This is a genomic window from Lysobacter sp. Root76 (assembly GCF_001428685.1).
Lineage (GTDB): Bacteria > Pseudomonadota > Gammaproteobacteria > Xanthomonadales > Xanthomonadaceae > Lysobacter.
Genome location: NZ_LMIK01000008.1, coordinates 99,173 through 125,594 on the forward strand (window position 1 = coordinate 99,173; position 26,422 = coordinate 125,594).

Genomic DNA, 26,422 nt, shown 5'->3' on the forward strand with positions numbered 1-26,422 from the left:
GGAGCGGCGTAGGCCGCGATCGGCTGCCCGCCCAAGCGGGAGGCTACCCCTTAAACGCCCGTTCCTACTTTCTGTGGGAGCGGCGTGAGCCGCGATCGAAACTCCAAGCCGCTGCGCGGTCTCGAGCCCGGGTGGGCGGCCGATCGCGGCTCGTGCCGCTCCCACGGAAAGCCGGCACGACGGCCTAACCCCACTCGCGCGGGCCATGCGTTTGCACCCAGGACCTCCCTGGGAACCGCCCGCATGAACGCCAAGCCGCTGCCCTACCCCAGCTCCCTCCTGTTCGTCGCCGTCCTGAGCGCGCTCGCGCTCAGCGCCTGCCACTCCAGCACCCGCGACGACGCGCCCAGCGCGGCCGAGACCGACCAGCGCGTCGATCGCTACGCGGTCCAGAACACGCCTTCGGCGGCCGAGCTGGCCGCGGCGCGTGGCGCGGTCTCCGCCGCCGATTCGGCGCAAGCCGCCGCCGACAAGAACGCGACCCGCAGCGTCGAGCTTCCCGCTGCGAACCTGGTCGTCGCCCCGGCTGCGCCGCCCGCGCCGCCGTCCGAACCGCGCCACGCCGAATACGCTCTGCAACTCGCCCCGCCGCTGCCCGAGCGCGTCGATGTCGCCGGCAGCCGCATGAAGCGCGTGCAGATGGAAACCGCGTCGCCGGCGATGGCACCGCAAGCCGTGGCCGGCATGGGCGTGCTGCAGCCCCAGCAGCAAGCCAGCAACACCGAGAAATACGCCGCGCACGAAGACAACCCGGTCCGCCGCACCGCCGACGAGCCGCTGTCCACGTTCTCGATCGACGTCGACACCGGCAGTTACGCCAACGTGCGCCGCATGCTCAACCAAGGCGTGCGCCCGCCGGCCGATGCGGTCCGCGCCGAGGAATTCATCAACTACTTCGACTACGGCCACCCCGCCCCGACTTCGCGCGAAACGCCGTTCCGGGTCACCACCGAACTGGCGCCGGCGCCGTGGAACTCGCAACGCCAGCTGCTGATGATCGGCATCAAGGGCTACGACGTGCCCAAGGCGACGCTGCCGCCGGCCAACCTGGTATTCCTGATCGACACCTCCGGATCGATGGACCAGCCCGACAAGCTGCCGCTGCTGAAAAGCGCGTTCTCCCTGCTGGCCAAACAGCTGCGGCCGCAGGACCGCATCTCGATCGTGGTCTATGCCGGTTCCGCCGGCCTGGTGCTGCCGCCCACGCCGGGCGACCGCCAGAGCGAGATCCTCGACGCGCTGGACCGCCTGCAGGCCGGCGGCAGCACCAACGGCGGCGACGGCATCCGCTTGGCCTACGCGATGGCCAAGCAGGCCTACGTCAAAGGCGGCGTGAACCGGGTGATCCTGGCCACCGACGGCGATTTCAACGTCGGCACCGTCAGCCAGAACGCCCTGGAAACCCTGGTCGCCGACCAGCGCAGGAGCGGCATCGCCCTGACCACGCTGGGCTTCGGCCAGGGCAACTACAACGACGCGCTGTCGGAGAAGCTGGCCGACGTCGGCGACGGCAACCACGCCTACATCGATACCATCCAGGAAGCGCGCAAGGTGCTCGTCGAGGAGATGGGCTCGACCATGCTGACCATCGCCCGCGATGTGAAGATCCAGATCGAGTTCAATCCGGCCCTGGTTTCGGAATATCGCCTGATCGGCTACGAGAACCGCGTGCTCCGGCACGAGGACTTCGACAACGACAAGGTCGACGCCGGCGACATCGGCGCCGGTCACGAGGTCACCGCGCTCTACGAACTCACCCCGGTCGGCTCCACCGCCGCGCGCCTGCCGGCGCTGCGCTACCGCAACACGGCGACCGCGCAGGCCGGCGACGGCGGCGAGATCGCCAACCTCAAGCTGCGCTACAAGCGTCCGGGCCAGGACGACAGCCGCCTGATCCAGACCCCGATCCTGCGTTCGCAGCTGCGCTCGCAGCCTGGCGAATCGATGCGCTTCGCCGCGACCGTGGCCGCGTTCGCCGACGCCCTGCGCGGCGGCACCCGTTACGACGGTTGGGGCTGGGCGCGGATCGAGGCGAGCGCGCGCGCCAGCAAGCTCGACGACCGCTGGGGCCAGCGCCGCGAATTCGTGGAGCTGATCGAACGCGCGCGCCGTCAGATCGGCGGCGAAACCCCGGCCAGCGCGGTCAGCGTCAGCGACTGAGCGCGCGCAGCACGGGCGCTTGCGCGTGCTCGGCCGGGTGTCCGAACAGGTAACCCTGGCCGTAGGCGCAGCCCAGTTCGCGCAAAGCCGCGAGCTGGGCTTCGTTTTCCACGCCTTCGCCGATGGTGTGGATGCCCAGGGTGCCGGCCAGGGCCTGGATCGCGCGCACCACCGCCACGCTCTCCGGCCGCGTCTCGCCGACCAGGCCGGCCACGAAGCTCTGGTCGATCTTCAGACATTCGATCGGGAACCGGTGCAGATAGGACAGCGCCGAGAAGCCGGTACCGAAGTCGTCCAGTTGCGCCAGCACGCCGTGACCGCGCAGGGTGCGCAGCATGCGCAGGGCGCGCGGCACGTCGTCGAGCAGCGCGCCCTCGGTGATCTCGATCCGCAACCGATGCGGGTCGGCGCCGGCCTCGTCGATCATGCGCAGCAGGCGGTCGGCGAAATCCGCGGCGCGGAAATGCCGCGGCGAGACGTTGACCGACACATAGCCTTCGCCGCCCTGGGCCAGTTGTTTCATTACCTGGGCGTAGAGCAGCCAGTCGACCTCCTCGATCAGGCCGCTGTCCTCGCCCAGGCCGATGAAGTCGTGCGGCAGGAGCAGGCCGCGACGCTCGTGACGCCAACGCAGCAAGGCCTCGTGGCCGATGATGCTGTGATCGCTCAGGCGCACGATGGGCTGGTAGTAGGCGATGAAGCCGTCGCCGTTGATGGCCCGGCGCAAATCGGCTTCCAGATCGAGGATGCGCACCGCCTGCTCGCGCATGGCCTCGTCGAACACCGCACAACGGTCGCGGCCGGCCGACTTGGCCCGGTACATGGCGGCGTCGGCATCGCGCAGCAGCTCGGCGCCGGTGCGGTAGCGCGAGTGCCACATCGCGATGCCCAGGCTGGCCGAGGGGAACACCTCGCGCCCGGCGATCCAGCAGGGTTCGCCCAGCGCGCGCAGGATGCGGTGCGAGAGCTCCTCGGCCACGCGCAGGCCGTCGATATTGTCGACCAGGATCGCGAACTCGTCGCCGCCCAGGCGCGCCACGGTGTCGTCGGCGCGCACCGCCGCGACGATGCGGCGCCCGGCTTCGATCAGCAGCTCGTCGCCGGCGGAATGGCCGACGCTGTCGTTGACCAGCTTGAAACGGTCCAGGTCCAGGAACAGCACCGCGAAGTGACGCTGTGGGTCGTGCTGGGCGCGTGCGATGGCGGTCTCCAGCCGTTCCAGCAGTTGGCCGCGATTGGGCAGCCCGGTCAGGGTGTCGTGCAAGGCCTGGTGGGTCAGCTGCTGCTCGGCGCGCAGGCGTTCGCCGATCTGCGACAGCAGCTCGGAGTTGGCCTGGGCCAGCTCGCGGGTGCGCGAGGCCACGCGCTGCTCGAGTTCGGAATGCGCGGCGACCAGGCGGTCCTGGGTCTGCTTGCGCGCCAAACCGTTGCTGATGTGGTGGGCGACGAAGGTCAGCAGCTCCTGGTCGCGCACGGTGAAAGCGATCGCCGGCGAGTAGCTCTGCACCGCGATCACGCCGACCACGTGGTCATCGCGGAACAGCGGCACGCCCAGCCAGCAATGCGCCTGCGAGCCCAGGCTGCGCACCAGGCCGGCCGCTTCCAGACTGGCGATGCGGTTGCGGTCGGCGAGCAGGGCCTGACCGCGCTTGATCACGTATTCGGTCAGGCCCGCGGACAGCCGCCGGCCTTCGCGGGTCGGATCGCGTTCGTCGATCGAGTACGGGAACCCCAGGTGTTCGCCGTCGTCGGTGATCAGGGCGATGTAGAAGTTGCGCGCATACAGCAGTTCGCTGACCACGTCGTGGACCTGGGCGTAGAAGCGCTCCAGGGTCTCGGAGGTGATCGACAGTTCGGCGATCCGGAACAAGGCGCGCTGCAGGCGTTCGGCGCGCTGGCGCTCGATGATCTCGGCCTGCAGATCGCGGTTGCTCAGCTGCAGGGCCTGGGTGCGTTCGGCGACCCGGCGTTCGAGCTCCTCGCGGGCGCGGAAGCGGTCGAGCGCGGTCAGGATGTGCTGGGCGACGAACGCCAGCAAGGCGCGCTCCTCGTCGCCGTACAGGTTGGGGCGGTCGTAGCTTTGCACCACGATCGCGCCGCAGACGCGGTCGTCGCGGCGCATCGGCACGCCCAGCCAGTCCTCGCTGTCGGGGCCGTGGGTCAGGTCCTGGCGCACGTCCAGCTGTTCGCGGATCGAGGCCGAGGAGCCCAGCAGCGGCTCGCCATGGCGCAGCAACGCCAGGGTCAGGCTGTTGGGCATCTCGGCGGCGCGGATCTCGCGCTCGGGCTCGGCGATGTAGGTGTCGATGCGGTCGGCGAAGTACAGAAAGCGCAGGCTGTCGCGGACGTCGTCGTAAAGCACGATGTAGAAATTCTCGGCGTACATCAGGCCGCCGACCACGCCGTGGATGCGGCGCAGCATGTCGATCATCTCCAGATCCGAACCGGCCAGATCGGCGATCTCGTACAGCGCCTGCTGCAGGCGTTCGGATTTCTCCAGGGATTCGGCCCGCGCCTGCGCGCGCGCGGCCAGCAGTTGCGCGCAGACCAGACGCTGGGCCAGCGCCAGCCAGGGCGCGCGCGCGGCGTCGGCCAGCGGCGCGCCGAGCCGCGCGCACAGCGCAGCGCGGGTGCCGTCGTCCAGGGTCCAGGCGGCTTCGAGGCGGTCGTTCAGGCCGGGGGCAGGTGCATCGCCGTTCAGCAGGCGCTCGGCGGCGGCGGCCAGCTCGGCCGCCCCGGCGGCGACCGATGCGCCGGCGATGCCGCGCGCGTCCAGCCAGCGCACAGCCACCTGCGAGCCCGCGGGGAGGCTCTCGCACAGCGCGTCCGCGAGCGCGTCGCCCGGTCCAGGTATGTCCGCGCTCGCGCCCGCTGCTGGCCTTCCGGTTGTCTGCACCGCTCCAGGCCCCTTGCCTTGCGTCCTTCGACGCTGAGCGCAGGATAGCCTGTCCGCCGCGCCCGATCCGCCAACCCCGTCGCGGCCCTCCGGCCGTTCGTCCGGATATGCAACTGGCGACCGCCCCCACTTGGGCCGCCCGATCGGAGCGCCAGCGCTTCCCGTTCGCGGCGCCAACCCGTACCCTGCCGCGGATGAATTCGGCTGCGGACGCGAGCGACGACGTATTGATGCTGGCCTGGACGGGCGGCGATACGGCGGCGTTCGAGACCCTGTATGCGCGCCACCGCGGCCCGCTGTACCGCTTCCTGCTGCGCCAGGTCCGCGATTCGGCGCTGGCCGACGAATTCTTCCAGGACGTCTGGCAGCGCGTGATCGCCGCGCGCCACGGCTGGAAACCCGACGCCGCATTCAGCACCTGGCTGTTCCGGATCGCCCACAATCGCCTCAACGACTATTGGCGCGGCCTCAAACACCGCCCCGCCACGCCCGAGGACGGCGACGAACGCGCCGCGCGCGTGCCCGATCCGACCACGCCCGAGCGCGAACTGTCCGAATTCGAACAGCGCCGCCGCTTGCAGCGCGCGATCGAAGAACTGCCCGAGGAGCAACGCGAGGTCGTGCTGCTGAGGCTGGAGCAGGAGCTGAGCCTGGAGGAAATCGGCGACATCACCGGCGCCGGACGAGAAACCGTGAAATCGCGGCTGCGCTATGCGATGGACAAGCTGCGATCGAGGCTGAACGAATGAAGCGCCAGACCCCCGATCCGTTGACGACCGAAGAACGCGCCCTGGCCGACCGCCTGGCGCGGCTGGGGCCGCACGACGGTCCTTCGCCCGCGCTCGACGCGAAGATCCTGGCCGCCGCGCATGCCGCGGCCGCGGGCTCGCGCCCGCAGCAGCGGTCGCGGCGACGCTGGAGCCTGAGCGCGATCCCCGGCGGCCTGATCACCGGCGTCGGCGTGGCCGCGACCATGGCCCTGGCGGTGGGCGTGGTCTGGCAGCTGCGGCCGATGGAACCCTCGGTGCAGGCGCCCAGCCACGAAGCCGCGGACTCGGCCTACACCAGCGCCGAGATGATCGAGCGGCCGCGCCAGACCATCGCGCCGCCGCCTCCTCCGCCGCCGGCGCTGCCTCAAGCCCGCATGAACAAGCGCGAGCTGAGCCTACGGGATGCGGCGCCGGCGCCCGCTGCGCCGCCACCGCCGCCCGCTGCCTCCGCTTCCGCTTCCGCCGCCAAAATTGCCGAAGAACCGGCGCAAGCCGACGCCTACGGTTACCTGGAGAGCGACGCGCCCTCGCCGGCCGCGCCCGGCGTGCGTCGCCAGCGCACCGACAAGAACGCAGCCGCCGCTGCGGCGTCCGCGCCGGCCGATGCCGCAGCCAGCATGGCCGGCATCGCCGACACCTCGCGCGCCGCGCCGAGGTATGCGCCGCCGATGCCCGCCGCAGCTCCGCCGGCTCCGGCTCCCGCTGCGGGCGCCGACTCCGACGATTTCAGCCTCGCCAGCTCCAAGGCCCGACGCGCGGCCGAGGCGGCCGAGGATCGGCGCGAAGCCGAAGCCAAGCAGTCCACGACCCTGGACCGCATCGAAGTCACCGGCTCACGCGTCAAGCGCACCGATGTCGAATCCGCGCAACCGGTAGCGACGCAGTCGATAGTGACCATGCAGCGCAACGCGATCGCGCTGCCGCCGGTGGCCGAGGACACGCGCCTGGACCGCGCCGACTGGCTGCAGCGGATCCGCGCCCGCCGCGACGCCGGCCGCCTGGACGAGGCCCGCGCCAGTCTGGTCCTGTTCCGCAAATCGCATCCGCGCGTGCGCATCCCCGACGATCTGCGCGCGCTGCAACGATGAGCCCGGCGCCTTGAGCGCGGCCACGCTCGCCGCCGAGGCCTCGTACGAGATCGAGGTCAAGCACAGCCGCTTCCTGGCCCTGGCCGCGCCGGTGGACACGCCCGAGGCCGCGCTGGCCTTCCTGGCCCGTGTCGCCGACCCGGCCGCGACCCACAACTGCTGGGCCTACCGGATCGGCGCCCAGTACCGTTTCAACGACGACGGCGAACCGGCCGGCACCGCCGGCCGGCCGATCCTGGCCGCGATCGAAGGCCAGGGCTACGACCGGGTCGTGGCCGTGGTGGTGCGCTGGTACGGCGGGATCAAGCTCGGCGCCGGCGGCCTGGTGCGCGCCTACGGCGGCTGCGCGGCCGAATGCCTGCGCCGCGCCGAACGCCGCGAGCTGATCGTGTTGCGCGGCGCGCGCCTGGACTACCCTTTCGAGGACACCGGCGCCGTGCATGCGGCCCTGGCGGCCCACGGCGCCGAGAAGCTGGACGAGGATTTCGCCGCCGAAGGTGTGCGAATGCGCATCCGTTTGCCGGAAAACCGCCTCGACGCCTTGAAAGCGCAGCTGCGCGACGCCACCCGTGATCGTGTACGCCTGCGCGCCGAAGACGCCGATACTCCATGACCGCTACTGTCGAGAACGACACCGCCGACACCCCGCCGGCCAAGATCGCCGCTGCCAAGGCGCCCATCGGCAGCCTGCGCACCCTGTGGCCGTTCGTGCGCAAGCACCTGGGGCTGTTCGTCGCCTGGCTGATCGCCCTGGCCGCGTCCAGCGCCGCCACCTTGAGCCTGCCGCCGGCGTTCAAGACCATGATCGACCAGGCCTTCAGCCAGGGCGGCGGCGCGATCGACCAGGCCTTCATCCTGCTGTTCGGGGTCGCCGTGGCGCTGGCGCTGGCGACCGCAGCGCGCTTCTTCTTCGTCTCGCTGCTGGGCGAACGCGTGGTTGCCGACCTGCGCCAGCAGCTGTACACCCACCTGATCGGCCTGGACGCCGGCTTCCACGACCGCAGCCGCAGCGGCGAACTGGTCTCGCGCCTGACCGCCGACGCGGAACTGCTGCGCAGCGTGGTCGGCTCCAGCATGTCGGTCGCGCTGCGCAGCTCGATCACCGTGATCGGCAGCATCTCCATGCTGTTCATCACCGAGCCGCGACTGGCCGCCTACGCGATGCTGGGCATTCCGCTGGCCGTGCTGCCCATCGTGATCGGCAGCCGCCGGCTGCAGAAGATCTCGCGCGCCAGCCAGGACCGCGTCGCCGACGCCAACACCCTGGCCAGCGAAACCCTGGGCGCGGTGCGCACGGTGCAGGCGCACGCACGCGAGCCCTACGAACGCGGCCGCTTCGACGCCGCGCTCAAGGTCGCAGTGGCGACCGCGCGCAAGCGCATCGGCATCCAGTCCCTGGTCACCGCGGTCGCGATCACCCTGATCTTCGGCGCCATCACCCTGGTGCTGTGGTCGGGCGCGCACGAAGTCGCGCGCGGCCACATGACCGCCGGCACCCTGGGCCAGTTCATCCTCTACGCCCTGATCGCCGGCGGCTCGGTCGGCGCCCTGGCCGAAGTCTGGAACGACCTGCAGCGCGCGGCCGGCGGCATGGGCCGGATCAGCGAACTGCTCAACGAGGAAAGCGCGATCGAGGCGCCGGCGCATCCGGACGCGCTGCCGCAGCCGGTGCGCGGCGAACTCGCCTTCGACGACGTCACGTTCCACTACCCGATGCGCCCGGACCTGCCGGCGCTGGACAACTTCAGCCTGCGCGTGCGTCCCGGCGAGACCGTGGCCCTGGTCGGCCCCTCGGGCGCCGGCAAGAGCACCGTGTTCTCGCTGCTGCTGCGCTTCCACGATCCGCAGTCCGGCGCGATCCGGGTCGACGGCATCGACGCGCGCCGGCTCGACCCGGCCGCATTGCGCGAAACCATCGCCCTGGTGCCGCAGCAGCCGACCATTTTCGCCGCCAGCGCGCGCGACAATATCCGCTACGGTCGCCTCGAAGCCGACGACGCCGCGGTCGAAGCGGCGGTGCGCGCCGCCCATGCCGCCGATTTCATCGACGCCCTGCCGCAACGCCTCGACACCGAACTGGGCGAGCGCGGCGCGCGCTTGTCCGGCGGCCAGCAGCAACGCATCGCGATCGCCCGCGCCCTGCTCAAGGACGCGCCGATCCTGCTGCTGGACGAAGCCACCAGCGCGCTCGACGCGCAGAGCGAACGCGCCGTGCAGCAAGCGCTGGAAACCCTGATGGAAGGCCGCAGCACCCTGGTGATCGCGCACCGTCTGGCGACCGTGCTCAAGGCCGACCGCATCGTGGTGATGGACCGCGGGCGCATCGTCGCCGAAGGCAGCCACGAGCAGTTGCTGGCTCAGGACGGCCTGTACGCGGAACTGGCCAAGCTGCAGTTCCTGGACTGACGGCGAGGACCGCGCCGGCATGGACACGACCCAGTTGAAGAAATTCTGCGCGAAGTTCCCCGGCGCCGTGTCCACCCTGCACGGCCACCCGTCCAACATCCTCACCTACGCGGTCGGCGACAAGACCTACGCCTACTTCAAGACCAGCGAACCGGAACGCTGGCGCTTCAGCATCAAGGCCAGTCCGGAGCGCTTCCTGGAGCTGACCGGCGTGCCCGGAATCAAGCCAGCGCGCTGGATGGGCCGCTTCCGCTGGGTCACCATCGTCGACGTGCGCAGCGTGCCGGCCGACTACCTGCGCGAGCTGGTCGAGTGGTCGTACCAGGAAGCGCTGTCCAAGCTCAGCCGCAAGCGCCGCGCAGAAATCCTGGGCGCCTGAATCGCGGCGACGCGAACGCGTCGGCGTCGCGCAGCTCCTTAGGCGTTCACTCCGGCAGCGCCCGCTGCAGGATCGCCGCGAAACCGATGTCGTTGGGCAAGGTGCCGAACGCGAGCCCATGCGCGCCGCCCAGGCGACTGCGGCAGAAGGCTTCGGCGCAAGGGCTGCCCGCTTTCAGCAGCACGGCGGCCTGCAACGCCAGGGCCAGGCGTTCGACCCAGTGCCGCGCCTGGCCTTCCTCGATGCGCTGGCCGCCGTCCAGCACGGGTTCGAGTTCGGCGATGCGGGCATCCAGCGCGGCATCGGCGCCGCGGCTGCGGCGCAGCTCGTCCAATACCGCACGTCCGGCTTCGGGTTCGCGCGCCAGGGCGCGCAGCACGTCCAGGCATTGGATATTGCCGCTGCCTTCCCAGATCGAGTTCAACGGCGCTTGCCGGTACAGGCGCGGCAACAGAGATTCCTCGACGTAGCCGGCGCCGCCCAGGCATTCCTGGGCCTCGTTGACGAAGGCCGGCGCGCGTTTGCAGACCCAGTACTTGCCTACCGCGGTGGCGATGCGCGCGAACGCGGCCTGCCGCGGGTCCAACGGCGCTGCATCGACCGCGCGCGCGAGCCGCAGCGAGAACTGCAACGCCGCTTCGGATTCGATCGCCAGGTCGGCGAGCACGTTGCGCATCAGCGCGTGCTCGGCCAGCGCTTTGCCGAAAGCGTGTCGATGGCGGGTGTGATGCAGCGCCTGGGCCAGGGCCATGCGCATTTCCGCGGCCGAGCCCAGCATGCAATCCAGGCGGGTCAGCATCACCATCTCGATGATGGTCGCCACGCCGCGGCCTTCCTCGCCGATGCGCTGCGCCCAGGCGCCTTCGAACTCGACCTCGGACGAAGCGTTGGACCAATCGCCGAGCTTGTCCTTGAGCCGTATCAGCCGCAGCGCGTTGCGGCTGCCGTCGCCGCGCCAGCGCGGCAGCAGGAAGCAACTCAAGCCGCCGGGCGCCTGCGCCAGGACCAGGAACGCGTCCGACATCGGCGCGGAGAAGAACCATTTGTGCCCGACCAGGCGGTATTCGTCGCCGGACAGCGGCGTGGCGACGGTCTGGTTCGCGCGCACGTCCGAGCCGCCCTGCTTCTCGGTCATGCCCATGCCCAGGGTCACGCCGGCCTTGTCGCGCATCGGCCGGTCGCGGCCGTCGTAATGCGGCGCGGCCGCCTTGGCCGCCCACTCCGCCAGCGCCGGCGCATGCCGCAGCACCGGCACGGCGGCGTGGGTCATGGTCAGCGGGCAACTGGTGCCGGGTTCGACCTGATGGTGCAGATAGCTGAGCGCGGCGCGCGCGACATGCGCGCCGGCGCCGCCGTGATGCCAGGAATAGCCAGCGACGCCATGCTCGATCGCCGCCTGCATCAGCGCGTGGTAGTTGGGATGGAACTCGACCAGATCGATGCGCTGGCCGGTGCGATCGTGGCTGCGCAGGCGCGGCCGGTCGCGATGGGCGTCGAAGCTGAGCGCATACAGCGCGTCGCCCGCCAGCTCGCCATAGGCCGCGAGCCGCTGCGCATGCTCGCCGCCGCCCTCGCGCGTCACCGCTTCGCGCAGCGCGTGGTCGTCGCGCCACAGATCGCGCGGGGCGAACGACGGCGGCTGGTTCTCGACGCGATGGGTGGCGAACGGCGGCAGGTCGGACATCGGCGGATCCGGTCGGACGATGATCCGATTCTAGACCGCAGCGAGCCGGGCCGCGCTCAGGCCTCGGCGCGCCGCTCCAGGGCCTCGAGGAACTCCGGCGCCTGCCTGATGCTGCCGAACCAGCCGCGACGCAGGCCGGTCAGGACCTGCAGCGTCTGCCCGCGCCCGCCGGGCACGCGCGACAGCGGATGGAATATGCGGTCGCGCAGCGCCGCGACGCGGTCGTACTCGGACTGGAACAAGGGCGTGAGCCAACGGCTCCACAAATGATAGATGCCGACATGCGCGCGACGTGTGCGCTGGTAGCCCGCCAGCGCATCGCCCAAGCTCGGCGCGCTGCGCAAGCTGTCGCGCAGGACCAGCGCATCCAGCAGCGCCATATTCACGCCCTGCCCCAGCTGCGGGCTCATCGCGTGCGCGGCATCGCCCAGCAACACCGCGCGGCCGCGATGCCAGCGCCGGGCCACGGTGTCGCGGTAGCGCGCCTGCGCCAGGCCTTCCGGCACCGCGGTATCGCGCAGGCGTTCGGCCGCTTGCGGCCACACCGCCGCGACGGCGCTGCGCCAGGCGCCCTCGTCCTGGTTCGCGGCGCTGTCCAAAGCCGCCACCGGCAGGCTCCAGAAAAAACTCAGGCGCGGCGTGGCGTCGCCCGGGCGCGTCCCGACCGGCAGCATGCCGACCATGCGGCGCGTGCCGACGTAGCGCTGACGCAATTCATCCTGCCAGGCCCAATCGCCGCGCTCGACCAGGCACCACTGCGCGCCCCAGGGATAGGGGCGGTCCAGCGCCGGCGGCGCGACGCTGCCGCGCAACAGCGAGGCCGCACCGTTGGCGACGATCACCAGGTCGTAGGGGCCGTGCTCGTCGCCATCGGCGTCGCGCAGCAGGCCGTGCTCGTGATCGACCGCGACGATGCTGCGGCCGCAATGCACGCGCCGGCCTTCCTGCCAGGCCTCGTCGAGCAGCGCGAACAGGGCGCCGCGTTGCAGGCCCAGCCCGAAATAGCGCCGGTGCAGTTCGCGGTAGCGCATGTCCATGACCGCGCGACCGGCCACGGTCTCGCCGTGCAGTCGCCGCACCCGAGCGCCGTGCGCGAGCGCCGCGTCGAGCAGGCCCAGCTCCCAAAGCACGCTCAGGCCGGTGGGCTGGAGCAGGAAGCCCGCGCCGACCGGACCGAGCACCGGCGCGCGCTCGAACACTTCGACCTGGTGGCCGTCGCGACTGAGCAGCAGCGCGGCCGCCTGGCCGCCGCTGCCGTAGCCGACGATGCCGATGCGCAATGCGGCGCTCATGCGCCGTTCCAGAATTCGTGGCTCTTGACATCGCGACGCTCAAAAACGCGATACCAAGAAAAAGGCCCCGCCTGAGCGGGGCCTTGGAAACAGTCCGAGTCGGATCGCGTCAGCGAGTGTCGAGTCTGCGAGGACCGGGCTAGCAAGTCGATCACGCTGCAGGAGTCACTTCGGACGCTTGCGCACCCTTCGGACCCTGGGTCAGTTGATAACTGACGCGCTGGCCTTCCTGCAGGCTGCGAAATCCCTTCGCAGCAATAGCGGAGAAGTGGACGAATACATCAGCGGTGCCATCTTCGGGCGAGATGAAGCCGAAGCCCTTGGCGTCGTTGAACCATTTCACGGTGCCGTACTGCATATCCTTATTGACCTCATGCTGGATGCGTTTGTCGTGCGCCATCGCGTCGGGGCGACCGAGACGCATCGCGAGTATATGCAAACTGAACAGGAGGATGACAAGCGTCTGACCGATGATCGGCGACGAGGCAAGCAACATTCGGCTGTCGCACCGGCGGACTGACGCAGAGCGTCAGAAAATTTGCGATGCCGATCACTTTGCCAGCAGCGTGGCCAGCAGCTTGGGCAATTCGCCGGTGGCCGCGGCGACGTGATCGAGCACGTCCTGCAGCGTGATCACCTCGTCCGGATCCGGCCCTGCGCCGGCCGCCCAGTTGGCGACGATCGCCAGGCAGGCGTAGTCCAGACCGAGCTCGCGCGCGAGCCCCGCTTCGGGCATGCCGGTCATGCCGACCAGGTCGCAGCCGTCGCGGCGCATGCGCGCGATCTCGGCGCGCGTTTCCAGCCGCGGGCCCTGGGTCGCGCCGTAGCAACCGCTGTCGACCATCGCCACGCCGGCCTCGCGCGCGGCCTCGATCACCGCCTGACGCAGGCTGCGCGTGTAGGGTTCGCCGAAATCGACGTGCAGCACATCGCCGCCGCCGCGGCCTTCGCTGTCGACTTCGCACAGAGTCGAAATGCGGCCCCAGGTGTAGTCGATCAATTGGTCCGGGCAGGCCAGCACGCGCGGGCCGAAACGCTCGGTGATGCCGCCGACGGTGTTCAGCGCGAGCACGCGTTGCGCACCCAGCGCCTGCAATGCGGCGAGGTTGGCGCGGTAGTTGATCAGGTGCGGCGGCAGCGAATGGCCTTCGCCGTGGCGGGCCAGGAACGCGACCCGGCGACCGCCGAGCGTACCGACGCGGATCGGACCGGACGGCGCGCCGTAGCGCGTCAGCGGCTGATGCGTTTCCACGTCCTGCAGCGCGGCCAGCTGGTACAGACCGGTGCCGCCGATGACGGCCAGTTCGATGCGTGCGTCGCCCATCTCAGTCCTTCAGCGCGTAGATCGCGGGCAGGTTGCGGCCCTGTTCGTGGTAGTCCATGCCGTAGCCGAACACGTAGCGGTCCGGCACTTCCACGCCGACGTAGTCCGCGCAGATGCCGGGCACGCAGCGGTCGTGCGCCTTGACCGCGAGCGCGGCGATGCGCACTTCGCTGGCGCCCTGCTCGCGGCACCATTCGCGGATCGCATGCAAGGTATGGCCTTCATCGAGGATGTCGTCGGCCAGCAGCACGCGGCGGCCGTTGAGCGGCGTGCCCGGACGATGCTTCCAGGTCAGTTCGCCGCCCGAGGTCGCACCGCGGTAGCGGGTCGCGTGCAGGTAGTCGAACTCCAGGTCCAGGCCGCGCTCGCCCAGTTCCATCGCCAGCTGCGCCGCGAACGGCAGGCCGCCGTGCATCACGGTCAGGTAGACCGGACGCTCGCCGGCGTAATCCTTGCGGATGTCGCCGGCCATGCGCGCGATCGCCTGTTCGAGCGTCTTGCGATCGAACAGCAGATCGGCGTTCTCCAGCGCCGCGGCCAGGTCGGCGCCGTTGCCGGTCTTGGCGCTCATCAGGCCAGACCCTCGACGCGACCGCGGCTGGCGCCGTAGCGGGCATCGGCGAGCAGGCCGTCCCAACCCATCGCGCCACGGCCGATCAGGCCGGTCAGGGCCATGGTGTTGAGCTTGCGATCGGCGACCGCGGCCAGCGATTCGTCCACCAGATCCGGGTGGCAGACCAGGACCACGTCGCAGCCCGCGTCCAGGTGCGCATCGATACGCGCCTTGACGCCGCCGGCCGAGAACGCCGCCGCCATGCCGATGTCGTCGCTGAAGACCACACCGCGGAAGCCCATCTCCTTGCGCAGGATCTCTTCGATCCAGCGCTGCGAGTAACCGGCCGGCTCGGGCGCGATCTCCGGGTAGACCACGTGCGCCATCATCACCGCGTCGGCCTTGGCGTCGATGCCGGCGACGAACGGGATCAGATCGGTCGCGCGCATTTCGTCCAGGGTGCGGCGGTCGACGGCGTTGTCGAAGTGGGTGTCCTCGAGCACCGAACCGTGGCCCGGGAAATGCTTGAGGGTCGCAGCCATGCCGGCCGCATGCATGCCGCGCACGTAGGCGCGGGTGAATTCGGCGACCACCTGCGGGTCGGCGTCGAAGGCGCGGTCGCCGATGGCGAGGTTGCCGCGCCCCAGGTCGACCACCGGAGCGAAGCTGAGGTCGACGCCGCTGGCCTGCACTTCCTGCGCCATCAGCCAGGCGTGCTCTTCGGCCAGCTTCAGCGCCGCGGCGCTGTCGGTCGCGTACAGACGGCCGAAACCGTCCAGCGCCGGCAACGCGCTGTAGCCATCGCGGAAACGCTGCACGCGCCCGCCTTCCTGGTCGACGCAGATCAGTTGCGGACGCGGCGCGGCTGCGCGGATCGCGGCAGACAGCTCCGCGACCTGCGCCTTGGAGGCGAAGTTGCGGGTGAACAGGATCACGCCGGCGCAGGCATCGTGCTGCAACCAGTCGCGCTCTTGCGCGGTGAGTTCGGTACCGGCGACGCCGATCACGAGCATGCGGGGACTCCTAGCGGGTATGGCTGCGCTGACTGCGCAGGGGCCATTGTCTCGCAGAAGCCGCTACAGGCGTAGCCCGGACCCGATACGGCGGGCGCGGATGGGTTTTCAGGCCCGTTTCACGAAATCGCAACGAAAACCGGCGCCGCGTCCGCTCAGGGCGCCTCGCCCGAGCGCTCGTCCGCGTTCCAGCGCGCATAGGGCCGCGTGGCCAGGGCCAGATTGTAGTAGCGCGCGGCATCGGTGACCTCGCGGCCCAGCCAGTCCGGACGCGCGTAGGCCTCGTCGGCGTGCGTGAGTTCGAGCTCGGCCACCACCAGCCCGGCGTTGTCGCCCAGGAATTCGTCGACCTCCCATAGGTGGCCCTGGTGCTCGACGTAGTGACGGCGCTTGTCGATGGCGCCGCCGGTGCACAGCGCCATCAGCGCGCGAGCGTCTTCGACCGGGATCGGATAGTCGAACTCCTGCCGGGTATGGCCGAGCTCGCGCGACTTCAGATTGAGGTAGGCCGCATCGCCGGCGATGCGCACGCGCACCGAGGCCTTCATCGCCCCGCTGTCGAGCACGGCCAGGTCGTTGAGATAACCCTGCGCCATCGCCACCGTTTCGCGCGCGGCGTCGCGCCAGCCGTCGCCCGTCACCAAAAACTTGCGCTCGATCTCGATACCCATCGTCCACCTGTGCGATACGTCGGATACGCGAGGGCGAAAATCCGAGGCCGCGATTCTATCGCTTGCGCGGATGTTCGCGCGCGCGCCGCGCGGAATCCAGCGCGGCCCTCGCCTGTGGGCGGGAACCGAATGGAATCGCGAATCGATAGGCAGCGTCGCGCGAGCCCGATCGCGACCTCACGAAGTACCGTCGCGCATGCCGCGCGCGCCAAAGACGGAAGCGAGCGAGCCGCGCAGTCCAGCGGCGAACCGCGCTTCGCGCCGCGCCTGCGAGCCGCGCCCATATGAGGGATTTCCCCTAGAACCCGGCGGGATTTCCATGAACAGGGGAACCTGACTGGCAGTTAGGTGCCGCTTATGTGCCTTTGGTGTGCCTTCCGTATTCACGATCGGCACCGGCTGCCGCAACGCAGCAAACGCCCGGTTTTTTTCCCGCTACATTCAGCCGCAGCCGTCCTCTGCCTGGGCGGCCTCAACGGGGTCCATAGCCTTATGAACAATCATATCCGCGTCGGTTTGATCGCAGGCGCTGTAGCCATGGCACTGGGAACGTCGTTCGCCGCGCAAGCCGGCGGCCGGCCGGATCTGGCGCTGAAAGCTCTGAAAGAAGGCCGCGCCCATGCGAGCGGCGAACTGCTGGTGAAATACCGCGACGGCGCCGGCATCGGCGCGAGCGACGCGGTGCAGCGCGGCCTCGGCGCGCAGAAGTTGCAGGTGGTGCGTCGCGGCGAACGCGGACACGGCGAACTGGCCCTGCTCAAGCTGCCGGCCAACGTCGATCTCGCCACCGCCGTCAGCGCGCTCAGTAACGACCCGAACGTCGAGTACGCCGAACCCAACTGGACCCTGCACCACGACGCGTTCTCGAACGACACCTACTACACCAACGGAACGCTGTGGGGCATGTACGGCGACGTCGGCAGCCCCAACAACCAATACGGCTCGCAGGCCTCGGAGGCCTGGAATACCGGCTCGACCTCGTGCGACAACGTGATCGTCGGCGTGATCGACGAAGGCATCTATTGGCAGCACGAGGACCTGGCCGCCAATATCTGGACCAATCCCTACGATGCCGCCGACGGGATCGACAACGACGGCAACGGCTACGTCGACGACGTGCGCGGCTGGGATTTCAACGGCGACACCAACAACATCAACTCCGGCGGCGTCAGCGACGACCACGGCACCCACGTCTCCGGCACCATCGCCGGCGTCGGCGGCAACGGCAAAGGCGTGGCCGGCGTGTGCTGGAGCGGCGTCAAGCTGATCAGCGCCAAGTTCCTCGGCCGCCGCGGCGGCAGCACCGCCGATGCCGTGCGCGCGATCGACTACTTCAACGATCTCAAGACCCGGCACGGCCTGAACATCGTCGCCACCAACAATTCCTGGGGCGGCGGCGCGTACTCGCAAGCGCTCAGCGACGCCATCGACCGCGCCGGCCAGGCCGACATCCTGTTTGTGGTCGCCGCCGGCAACGACAGCGTGAACTGCGAGGGCAACACCTCCGGGGCCTGCTACCCGGCCAGCTATCCGAACAGCAACATCCTGTCGGTGGCGGCGCTGCGCAGCACCGGTGCCCTGGTCTATAACTACGGCGTCACCACCGTCGATATCGGCGCGCCGGGCTACGGCATCGCCTCGACGGTGCCGGTCAGTTCCAAGGGCAATCTCGTGTCGGGCTATGCCAGCTACAACGGCACCTCGATGGCGACCCCGCACGTCACCGGCGCGGCCGCCCTGTACGCCTCGCGCCATCCCGGCTCCAGCGCGCAGCAGATCAAGGCGGCGATCATGAACGCCGCCGTGCCCACGCCCTCACTGAGCGGCAAGACGGTAACCGGAGGACGCCTGGACGTCAGCGGGTTCTGAATCCGCACCGGCGCAACGAAAGAACCCGGCTGCGGCCGGGTTCTCTTTGCGATATGACGGGCCCGGATCAGGGCTCGAACAAGGCGATCGATTCCACGTGCGCGGTGTGCGGGAACATGTCCATCACCCCCGCCGCGCGCAGCTTCCAACCCTTCTCGCGCACCAGATACCCCGCATCGCGCGCCAGCGAAGCCGGATGGCAGCTGACATAGACGATGCGCTTGAACTGCTTCAGGGGCAGCTGGGTGAGGACGAAATCGGCGCCCGAGCGCGGCGGATCCAGCAACAGGCGATCGAAGCCTTCGCGCATCCAGGCCTCGCTGCTCAGGTCCTTGCCCAGGTCGGCGGCGTAGAACTTGGCGTTGCCCAGCCCGTTGCGCTCGGCGTTTTCGCGCGCACGCCTGACCAGGCCGGCCTCGCCTTCCACGCCCACCACTTCGCGCACGCTGCGCGCCAGCGGCAGGGTGAAGTTGCCCAGGCCCGCGAACAGATCGAGCACGCGGTCCTCGGGCTGCGGCGCCAGCAGATCCAGGGCGTGCTGGATCATGCGGCCGTTGAGGCCGGCGTTGACCTGGATGAAGTCCAGCGGCCGGAACGTCAGTTCCAGGTTCCACTGCGGCAGCGTGAACGCAAGCCGCGGATCGGCCGGCCACAGCGGGTGCACGCTGTCGACGCCACCGGGCTGCAGGAATACCGCGAACCGGTGCTGCTGGGCGAAGGCGACGATGGCCGCGCGGTCGGATTCCGACAACGGCGCCAGATGGCGGAACGTCAGCGCCACACCGCTGTGCGCATTGCCGTGGCCGTCGTCGGGCATGGCGTCGCCGGCGATGAATTCGATCTGCGGAATCTCGCGCCGAGCCTGCAGCCCGTCGACCAACGCCGCCAAGGCGGTGATCTGGTCGCCGATCTGCGGAATCACCGTCTCGCAGCGCGCGATGTCGGCGACGAAGCGCGGATCGGTTTCGCGGAAGCCGACCAGGGTCTTGTCCTTCTTCTCGACCCGTCGCACCGAGAAGCGGCCCTTGCGGCGGTAGCCCCAGGCCGAATCGGTCAGCGCCGGCAGCACGCGCTCGGGCGCGACATGGCCGATCCGCTCGAGGTTGTCGAGCAGCACGCGCTGCTTGGCCACGATCTGGCGATCCTCGGCCAAATGCTGCAAAGCGCAGCCGCCGCAGGTGCCGAAGTGCCGGCAACGCGGGGCGACGCGGTCGGCGGACGCCTCCAGCACCTCCAGCGTCACCGCTTCGTCGAAGCTGCGCGAGCGCGCGGTCTGTTTGGCCATCACGCGTTCGCCGGGCAAGGCGCCGGCAACGAAGATCGCTTTACCGTCCGGGCGTCGACCGACGCCACGGCCATCGTGGGTGAAGTCGGTGATCGCGACTTCGAAGGGGGTTTGATCGATGCGGGCCACAGCTGCTGGCAGGAATCAAAGGCCGCGCATTGTCGCAGATGCGGGCCGGCGCTGCCGGACTCCCGGTTCCGACGCGGAAGCGCCCTGTCCATGCCGTCGCCCCTGCCCCCAAACGCGAACGGCCCGCACCGGGCGGGCCGTTCGTTGCGGTGGCGGGGCTTACTTCTGCTTCCAGCCGCCGCCGGCGTCCTGGTACCACCAGCCGCCGCGGGCGCTGTCGATCCACTGGCGCGCGAACACCTTGCGGATCTGCGGCTCCCACTCCGGATGGCCGTTGGCGACCGCAACCTCGCGGTAAACCGCGGCCGAATCGCGGTTCTGGTCGGCGACCGCCTGATTCACGCCGACCCGCTCGGCGAGCGGAATCTTGGCCGCGTCGCGCACGTCGATGCTGCCGTCGTTGCCGAAACCGAGCGCGCCGGAATCGAAGTGCGCGCGCAGCTGACCGTCGAAGCGGCCCTTCATGCGCGCCTGGATGGCCTGGATCGCCGGGGTCTTGATGGTGATGTCCGGGCTCGACTGCGCGTAGGCGCTGCCGATGCCGACCAGCGACAGCCAGTCGATGCGCGGCGCCAGCGAGGCGCTCTGTCCGCCCGGCTTCGGGGTCGGTGACGGCGCCGGCGCGCTCGATTGGGCGTCGTCGCCGATCACCTTCTCGACGAACTCCTTGGCCGCTTCCTTGGCCTCGGCGGCCGGGAAGTACACATTGATCGTGACGCAGGCCGTAAGCATCACGGCGGCGACCGGCAAACCCATCCAACGGCGCATGTTCGTTTCCTTTTGAAGAATGTTCTACGACGGGTTTATTGAACGACGGGCTTGACGTCGCCCTTGCCCACGGCCTCGAGCCGCTCCAGCAAGGTCGGCCAGTCGACCCGGCGGTTGATGCCGACCACGTCCAGACGCGGCAACCCCGCTCCCTGGACGATAATAAAGGCCTTGTTGCCTGAATCCTTACTGGCCGGCCCCAATCCGTCCATATGGCAGACCTCTTCGGCGAGGCGGCAGGAAATGCCCAGCCGCGCGTAGCCGAAGTCGTCGAAGAAGCCGATCAGCATGCCCTGCAGGCTGCCGACGAAGGACGCATCGCCGACGCTGGACAGGTCCTGGACCGCGCGCTGGCTGATGCGCTGCGGCACGCCGCGATGACGCTGCGTGCGCAGGACGGCGTCGAACGCGACCGGCTGCCAATCGACCAGGCGCAGAGCGTCGATGCGGCCGTCGAGCTTGCCGGTGATGCTGCCGAAGCCGAACACGCCGGTCAGCGCTTCCAGGTCCAGGTCGTCGAGCACGATGTCGGACGACAGCGTGGGCGCGACCCCGAACGGGCGCTCCATCGCCAGCGAGGACACGCTGACGCTGCCGCCGAACAGCTGCATGGTCAGGCCGCCGTCGAAGTCGAGGCGATCGTCAGCGTAGTGCGCCTGCGGGATGCGGCCGCTGAGCTCGCCGGTAAAGGCCGGCCCGTCCAGGGTCTTGGCGATGCGGCCGATGTCGAGCCGGTCCAAACCGAGGCCGAAACGGATATCGAGCCCGCGCCCGCCCGCCGGCGGACGCAGGCGCAGGCCGTCGAAGCTCACCTGCCCGCCCAGCATCGGAAAACTCACCCCGCGCTGCAGCCGCAGTTCGCCGGCGCCGCTGGTGAACGGCAGTTGCGCAGCGCCGAAGTCGAGCCCGTACAGCGCGCCGCCGCGCCAGGCCAGCGCGCTCGCCACCGGCGCATCGGCCGAATAGCGCAGATTGCCGGTCAGGCCGTCGAAACGGAACCGGCCTTGCGGATCGTCGATCGTGGCGTTCTGCAGGCTGGCGTCGGCGGCCCGCAGCTCGCCGCCGGCCATGCGCAGGCGCGCCTGCATCGCGCCGCTCAGTTGCAGTTGGCCGAGGCCGGCCAGCCCCAGGAAGCCGGTGAGGTAGCCGTCGCGCAGCGGCTTGAGGTCGTCGCTGCGCAGGTCCAGATCGAGCGCGTCCAGGCCCGCGTCCGGGGTCAGCGCGGCGCGGCCTTCGGCGCTGAGGATGCCGTCGTCGCGCCACAGCAGGCGCGGCAGCTGCCAGCCTTGCGTGCCCTGGCGCTGCGCGCTGAGTTCCAGCGCCACGCTGCGTTGCTGCAGCGCCAGATAGGCATTGCCGAACAACAGCTCGCCGCCGCGCAGGCGGCCGTCCAGGTCGATCCGGGTGGTATCGCCGAAACGCGCGTCCAGGCGCAGCTCGGCGCCCAGGCGCTCGGCCGCGATCGCGCCGTCGGGGGTATCCAGGGCGCCGCCGCGCAGCGCGATCGGGCCGGCGACGCGCAGCGGCTGGCGCTCGGCCGCGGTGATCGTGAGCTGGGCGTCGAGGTCGCCGCCCTTGAAGCGCGCTTCCGGCCAGGCCTGCGCGGCCAGGGCCTGGGTCCAGGCCAACGGCACCCGGGTCAGGTCGATCCGGGTCGCGTCGGGCGCCGCCGCATTGCGGTGCAGCGCCACCACCGCGGCACCGCGCGACAGGCGCGCATCGGTCGTGGCCACGCCCAGGTCCAGTGCCAGCCGCAGCGGCGCGCCGCGACCGGAACGCAGTTCGCCCACACAGCGCCAGCCGCCGCGGCCGTCGCGCTGCAGGGGGCAACGCCAGCTCACGTCGCTGAAGCGGTAACCCAGGTCCGGCGCGACCACGCTCGCGGCCTGCAGTTGCAGCTCGCCCTGCTGCGCCTGCGCCGGCCAGTCCAGGCGCACGCGCACCTCGCGCAAACTTGCGACGGCGGTCTCGATACGGCCGATCCTGGCGTTCAGGCTGCGCGCCGCCGCATCGCCGCCGGCCAGGCACAGGCCCGGGAGCGACATCCACAGCAGCAGGCGTACTATCGGAGACGACATACCAGCAGCATAACCAGCGGAGCCCCCGACCCGATGGAACCCACGATGAATTCGTCGCCTATGCCGCGTTTGCTTCTGGTCGAAGACGACCCGACCAGCCGCGCCTTCCTCACCGCCGCGGCGCAGAACCTGCCCGCCGATATCGACGGCGCCGACAGCGTCGCCGCCGCGGTCGCGTTGGGCAATGCGCAGGATTACGACCTGTGGCTGTTCGACGCCAACCTGCCCGACGGCAGCGGCATCGAACTGCTCGCGCGCCTGCGCGCCAAGCATCCGCGCACGCCCGCGCTGGCGCACACCGCGGCGGCGGACGGGTCGGTGCTGGAAGGATTGATCGCCGCGGGTTTCAGCGAGGTGCTGGTCAAACCCTTGCCGGCCGCGATGGTGCGCGCGGCGATCGCGCGCACCTTGGGACTGGACTCGCACGACCAGCGCGCGGTCGCGACCGCGGCGCCCGGCGCGAAACGGCCGGTGTGGGACGACGAGGCCGCGGCCAGCGCGCTCAACGGCAACGTCGCCCACGTGGACACGCTGCGCGGCTTGTTCGTGCAGGAGTTGCCGACCACGCACGAGGCGGTCCTGGGCGCGGCCCATCGCGAAGACCAGGACACGGTGCGCGCGGAGCTGCACAAACTGCGCGCGAGCTGCGGCTTCGTCGGCGCGGCGCGGCTGGCCGACGCGGTGCAGGCGCTGCAGAACGAGCCGGATTCGCGCGCGCATCTGGCGCGGTTCGACGAGGCGGTGCAGGACACGTTGGCGGCCAGTCCCTAAGGTCGCACCTCAGCTTTCTGTGGGAGCGGCGTGAGCCGCGATCGCGTTCTCGCGCTCGCGGCGCTAGTGCGATACCACCGATAGCCGCCTGATCGCCGCCGCGAAATTCGCGGGTGGCCGACGATCATCCGTCGCGCGAATCGGTGTCCGGTTCTCGATCATCGGGCATGACTTCATCAGGCATGACTTCATCAAGCACTACGTCGTCGGGCATGGCCTCGCCAGGCATGACCTCACCAGTCGTAGTCTCGTCGGTCGCAGTCGCGCTCGCCCCCGGCTTCGCGCGTGGCGCAACCCGCGCCAACTCGGCGAGCAGCTCCCAGGACTTCAAGCCGCGCGGCCCCAGGTGATGCGCGAGCACGCCGCGCATCGCGCGGCGCAATCCGGCCAGGTCGTCCGTGCTCGGCAGACGATCGTCCGCCAGTGCCAGCAAGGCCTGACCGGTGGCCGCGCCGCTGCGATCGGCATGGCCGCGGTCGCTGAGCAAGCGGCGTGGGCCGTGTTCGGGGTCGAGGCGGTAACGCGCGGCCGGATCGATCGCGGCGCCGTCGCCGTCGTGATGCCAGTCGAAACCGAATCCGAGCGCGTCGAGCAGGTCGCGCTCGAAGCGGCGCAGGGTCCAGCCCGGCGAGGCGTCGCTGCCCAGCCGGGCGCGCGCCTGCTCGTAGGCCGCGAACAGATCGGGCAGCGGATCGTTGCGCGGCGCCAGACGCAGGGTCAGTTCGTTGAGATAGAAGCCGGCGAGCATGCCGTCGCCGGACAGCCGCGGCGCGGCGTCTAGCGCTTCGGCCGCGGTCAGCCGCGCCATTTCGCCCATCTGCACCGCGTCGAACCGGATCCACTGCAGCGGCTGCAGCGCCGCGCGCAGCAACTGCTTCTTCGGCCCCTGCACGCCGCGCGCGACCAGGCCGATGCGGCCGTGGTTGCGGCTCAGCACCTCGACCAGCAGGCTGGTCTCGCGCCAGGGGCGCGTGTGCAGGACGAAGGCGGGCTCGGCGAGATAACGCATGCCACACATTAGCGCAGACGCGCGAAGCCTGACGCCTGCCGGCCGCAGGTTCGCAACGTCGCCGGGATCGAACCGCGCACGCGCTCAGGCGACATCGGCGTCGGCCTGACGCAGCCTTCGGCGCGCGAGCATGCCCACCGCAACCAAGCCGGTCAGGCTCAGCAAGGCAGCCAGCGCCACCACGGCGATGGCCGCCAAGGATTGACCATAGCCGAAGCGGTAGCCCTGCCCGTCCGGCAGCAGACCGTCCGGCGCGTACACCGCCGCCAGCCCCGCATGCGTCACCGCGAGGCCCCAGGCCAGGCCGGCCGCCAGCGCGTACGGCCATACGCGACGCCAGCGTCCCGCGGCAGCGGTCCGACGCGCACGGCGCGCGATCGCATCGCCGGCCAGCCCGCACCACAGCCAGCCGCCGAGCACCGTCAGGCCCAGGCACAGCAAGGTCGCCCATCTCAGCATGTGGTAGCCGGCACCCGGCGCGGCCTGGGTGGTGATCGCGATGGCGTCGGCGGGCAATGCCGCGTAGCGACCGCGGTATTCATCGCGATAGGGATCGTTGTCCTGCGGGTCTATCGCCAGCGCCGGCGCGGTCGCGACCCGCCAGCCCTCGGGCACGGTGAGCTGCACGTCCAGCCCGCCGAAGCCGGCCCAGCTGCGCACCGGCGCGAGCACGTAGGCGAACTGGTACAGCAAGGTCGGACCGTGGCTCTTGCTCAGCATCGCCTCGGCGTCGTAGCTCACCCTGAAGTCGTGTCGGCCTGGCGGCAACACGAAATCCAGCGCCAGGCTCGCAGGTTCGGAGACCTCGTAGAACAGTGGCTGCTCGCCCGACAGCGCAGGCGTGGTCGCGGGAGGCTGCCAGCTCTTGGGCAGCGCAGCCTGCTTCAGCGGCCGCACTGCGATCACCCGCCCATCGAGCCGGGCCTCGAATCGCTGGGTGCCGCTGGCGCCGGTCGCGAACACCGGCTGCAGCCGCACCGCCTTGCCGGTGTTGTCGAGCCGGTAGTCGACCTGGACCCGCGCCGACACCGAGTCGGCCGACAGACCACCCAGATCGATACGCAGATCTTCATGGACGATGCGTACCGCCTCGAAGCCCTGCGGCTCGGCGACCAGCGGCCCTTCCTGCCACGGCTTGCCCATGTTGGCCCAGGCCGGCGCCGCGCATGGCAGCGCGATCAGCAGCAGCGCCGCGCGGAAACGAGCGTACGCCACGATTACGGCGCGCTCAGTCGTGGTAACCCAGCGAGCGCAGCGCGGCTTCGTCGTCCGACCAACCTTCGCGTACGCGCACCCAGGTCTCCAGGAACACCTTGGCACCGAACAGACGTTCCATCTGGATCCGCGACTTGGAACCGATCTCGCGCAGGCGTTCGCCGCCCTTGCCGATCACGATCGCCTTCTGGCCGTCGCGCTCGACCCAGATCACCGCGCCGATCCGCAGCATGGTGCCGTCGACTTCGAATTTCTCGACCTCGACCGTGGTCGCGTACGGCAGCTCTTCGCCGAGCTGGCGCATCAACTGTTCGCGCACCATCTCGCCGGCGAGGAAGCGCTGGCTCTTGTCGGTGATTTCGTCCTCGCCGTACAGCGCTTCCTGCTCGGGCAGGTAGCCCAGCACGGTCTTGACCAGCGCTTCCAGACCATTGCGCTTGAGCGCGGAAATCGGATGCACGCCGGCGAACTCGCGGCCGTCGCTGACCTTGGCCAGGTACGGCAGCAGCGCAGTCTTGTCCTTGAGCCGGTCGACCTGGTTGACCACCAGCACCACCGGCATGCCGGCCTTGCGCAGCGCGTCGAAAGCCAGCGAGTCCTCGTCGTCCCATTGCCCGGCGCGCACCACCAGCAGCGCCACGTCGACGCCTTCGATCGCACCACGCGCGGCACGGTTCATCATCCGGTTCATCGCACGCTTCTGCTCGCGGTGGATGCCGGGGGTGTCGACCAGCAGCAGCTGGCCTTCGGGGAAGGTGGCGATGCCGAGGAGCTGGTGCCGGGTGGTCTGCGGACGCGGCGAGACGATGCTGATCTTGGCGCCGACCAGGGCGTTGACCAGGGTGGATTTGCCCACGTTGGGGCGGCCGATCACGGCAACGTGACCGGCGCGATAGGGGGATGCGTTCATGCGCGGATTGTCCGCGTGCGCGGGCCGAAGGGCAAACCCGATATCGGCGGAGGTGCCCGGACAGGGCTCCGAGATGCTTCGGCCTGAGCGGCCGGCGATCGATACGGGGGCTGCGATGGAAGCTGCCTACCCCTGCGCGGACATCGACGTGC

Annotated in this window: 22 protein-coding genes; 8 read left to right on the forward strand and 14 right to left on the reverse strand. The window is 70.1% G+C overall.

Annotated elements, in window-relative coordinates; genetic code table 11:
- Positions 1-243 precede the first annotated feature (243 nt).
- Positions 244-2,160 (forward strand): VWA domain-containing protein, encoded by a 1,917-nt coding sequence (locus ASE10_RS15745; protein ID WP_056305703.1) that lies wholly within the window; start codon positions 244-246, stop codon positions 2,158-2,160.
- Here the strand turns inward: ASE10_RS15745 and ASE10_RS15750 are convergent.
- Complete coding sequence (locus tag ASE10_RS15750; RefSeq protein ID WP_082559928.1) at positions 2,150-4,951, reverse strand: EAL domain-containing protein; 2,802 nt, start codon at positions 4,949-4,951, stop codon at positions 2,150-2,152. The two genes, ASE10_RS15745 and ASE10_RS15750, sit on opposite strands and share 11 nt — an antisense overlap.
- 299 nt (positions 4,952-5,250) lie before the next feature.
- Between ASE10_RS15750 and ASE10_RS15755 the strand changes: the two genes are divergently transcribed.
- Genes ASE10_RS15755 through ASE10_RS15775 form a run of 5 tightly spaced genes read left to right on the forward strand, consistent with a single transcriptional unit; the run spans position 5,251 to position 9,699 of the window.
- Positions 5,251-5,805 carry an RNA polymerase sigma factor gene (locus tag ASE10_RS15755; protein WP_055909801.1) on the forward strand — a complete coding sequence of 185 codons (555 nt, stop codon included), beginning with the start codon at positions 5,251-5,253 and terminating at the stop codon, positions 5,803-5,805.
- Positions 5,802-6,914: a hypothetical protein gene (locus ASE10_RS15760; protein ID WP_055909798.1), complete on the forward strand. Its 1,113-nt coding sequence runs from the start codon at positions 5,802-5,804 to the stop codon at positions 6,912-6,914. Before ASE10_RS15755 ends, ASE10_RS15760 begins: the two co-directional genes overlap by 4 nt.
- A 10-nt stretch (positions 6,915-6,924) precedes the next feature.
- A complete protein-coding gene (locus ASE10_RS15765) occupies positions 6,925-7,527 on the forward strand; it encodes a YigZ family protein (RefSeq protein WP_055909794.1) in 603 nt (200 codons plus the stop codon).
- Complete coding sequence (locus tag ASE10_RS15770; RefSeq protein ID WP_082559927.1) at positions 7,524-9,320, forward strand: ABC transporter transmembrane domain-containing protein; 1,797 nt, start codon at positions 7,524-7,526, stop codon at positions 9,318-9,320. The genes ASE10_RS15765 and ASE10_RS15770 overlap by 4 nt, the downstream gene beginning before the upstream one ends.
- A gap of 19 nt (positions 9,321-9,339) precedes the next feature.
- Positions 9,340-9,699 (forward strand): MmcQ/YjbR family DNA-binding protein, encoded by a 360-nt coding sequence (locus ASE10_RS15775; RefSeq protein ID WP_055909791.1) that lies wholly within the window; start codon positions 9,340-9,342, stop codon positions 9,697-9,699.
- Positions 9,700-9,745: 46 nt separating this feature from the next.
- On the opposite strand, the gene ASE10_RS15780 is transcribed toward ASE10_RS15775, so the two are convergent.
- The 7 genes from ASE10_RS15780 to ASE10_RS15810 all read right to left on the reverse strand — a co-directional run bounded on the left by ASE10_RS15780 (position 9,746) and on the right by ASE10_RS15810 (position 16,236).
- Positions 9,746-11,383 carry an acyl-CoA dehydrogenase family protein gene (locus tag ASE10_RS15780; RefSeq protein WP_157480981.1) on the reverse strand — a complete coding sequence of 546 codons (1,638 nt, stop codon included), beginning with the start codon at positions 11,381-11,383 and terminating at the stop codon, positions 9,746-9,748.
- A 56-nt stretch (positions 11,384-11,439) separates the two neighbouring features.
- The gene (locus ASE10_RS15785; protein WP_056305704.1) at positions 11,440-12,675 is read right to left on the reverse strand and encodes an NAD(P)/FAD-dependent oxidoreductase; all 1,236 of its coding nucleotides are present in this window, start codon (positions 12,673-12,675) and stop codon (positions 11,440-11,442) included.
- Between the two features lie 151 nt (positions 12,676-12,826).
- Positions 12,827-13,033 carry a cold-shock protein gene (locus tag ASE10_RS15790; protein ID WP_055910042.1) on the reverse strand — a complete coding sequence of 69 codons (207 nt, stop codon included), beginning with the start codon at positions 13,031-13,033 and terminating at the stop codon, positions 12,827-12,829.
- Between the two features lie 192 nt (positions 13,034-13,225).
- Positions 13,226-13,999, reverse strand: coding sequence for an S-methyl-5'-thioinosine phosphorylase (locus ASE10_RS15795; protein ID WP_055909784.1), 774 nt, complete (start codon positions 13,997-13,999; stop codon positions 13,226-13,228).
- A 1-nt stretch (position 14,000) separates the two neighbouring features.
- Positions 14,001-14,570: a hypoxanthine-guanine phosphoribosyltransferase gene (locus ASE10_RS15800; protein ID WP_055909781.1), complete on the reverse strand. Its 570-nt coding sequence runs from the start codon at positions 14,568-14,570 to the stop codon at positions 14,001-14,003.
- The gene (gene nagZ / locus ASE10_RS15805; protein ID WP_055909778.1) at positions 14,570-15,565 is read right to left on the reverse strand and encodes a beta-N-acetylhexosaminidase; all 996 of its coding nucleotides are present in this window, start codon (positions 15,563-15,565) and stop codon (positions 14,570-14,572) included. Before nagZ ends, ASE10_RS15800 begins: the two co-directional genes overlap by 1 nt.
- A 155-nt stretch (positions 15,566-15,720) precedes the next feature.
- Positions 15,721-16,236, reverse strand: a complete 516-nt coding sequence (locus ASE10_RS15810) for a CYTH domain-containing protein (protein WP_055909775.1) — start codon at positions 16,234-16,236, stop codon at positions 15,721-15,723.
- Between the two features lie 537 nt (positions 16,237-16,773).
- On the opposite strand from ASE10_RS15810, the gene ASE10_RS15815 reads away from it, so the two are divergent.
- The gene (locus tag ASE10_RS15815; RefSeq protein WP_235565916.1) at positions 16,774-18,105 is read left to right on the forward strand and encodes a S8 family peptidase; all 1,332 of its coding nucleotides are present in this window, start codon (positions 16,774-16,776) and stop codon (positions 18,103-18,105) included.
- A 67-nt stretch (positions 18,106-18,172) separates the two neighbouring features.
- Here ASE10_RS15815 and rlmD read toward each other — a convergent pair whose 3' ends face one another.
- The 3 genes from rlmD to ASE10_RS15830 form a co-directional block, all read right to left on the reverse strand.
- Positions 18,173-19,531 carry a 23S rRNA (uracil(1939)-C(5))-methyltransferase RlmD gene (gene rlmD, locus ASE10_RS15820; protein WP_055909769.1) on the reverse strand — a complete coding sequence of 453 codons (1,359 nt, stop codon included), beginning with the start codon at positions 19,529-19,531 and terminating at the stop codon, positions 18,173-18,175.
- 147 nt (positions 19,532-19,678) lie between these two features.
- Positions 19,679-20,287, reverse strand: a complete 609-nt coding sequence (locus ASE10_RS15825) for a YdbL family protein (protein ID WP_055909766.1) — start codon at positions 20,285-20,287, stop codon at positions 19,679-19,681.
- A gap of 35 nt (positions 20,288-20,322) precedes the next feature.
- Positions 20,323-22,365 (reverse strand): hypothetical protein, encoded by a 2,043-nt coding sequence (locus ASE10_RS15830; protein WP_056305707.1) that lies wholly within the window; start codon positions 22,363-22,365, stop codon positions 20,323-20,325.
- A gap of 45 nt (positions 22,366-22,410) precedes the next feature.
- Between ASE10_RS15830 and ASE10_RS15835 the strand changes: the two genes are divergently transcribed.
- Positions 22,411-23,136 (forward strand): response regulator, encoded by a 726-nt coding sequence (locus ASE10_RS15835; RefSeq protein WP_055909759.1) that lies wholly within the window; start codon positions 22,411-22,413, stop codon positions 23,134-23,136.
- Between the two features lie 124 nt (positions 23,137-23,260).
- On the opposite strand, the gene recO is transcribed toward ASE10_RS15835, so the two are convergent.
- From recO to era, 3 genes are all read right to left on the reverse strand, one after another.
- A complete protein-coding gene (gene recO / locus ASE10_RS15840; protein ID WP_082559925.1) occupies positions 23,261-24,145 on the reverse strand; it encodes a DNA repair protein RecO in 885 nt (294 codons plus the stop codon).
- A gap of 84 nt (positions 24,146-24,229) precedes the next feature.
- Complete coding sequence (locus ASE10_RS15845; protein WP_056305709.1) at positions 24,230-25,360, reverse strand: hypothetical protein; 1,131 nt, start codon at positions 25,358-25,360, stop codon at positions 24,230-24,232.
- Between the two features lie 13 nt (positions 25,361-25,373).
- Entirely contained in the window at positions 25,374-26,270 is an 897-nt protein-coding gene (gene era, locus ASE10_RS15850; RefSeq protein ID WP_055909749.1) for a GTPase Era, read from the reverse strand.
- Positions 26,271-26,422: the final 152 nt, after the last annotated feature.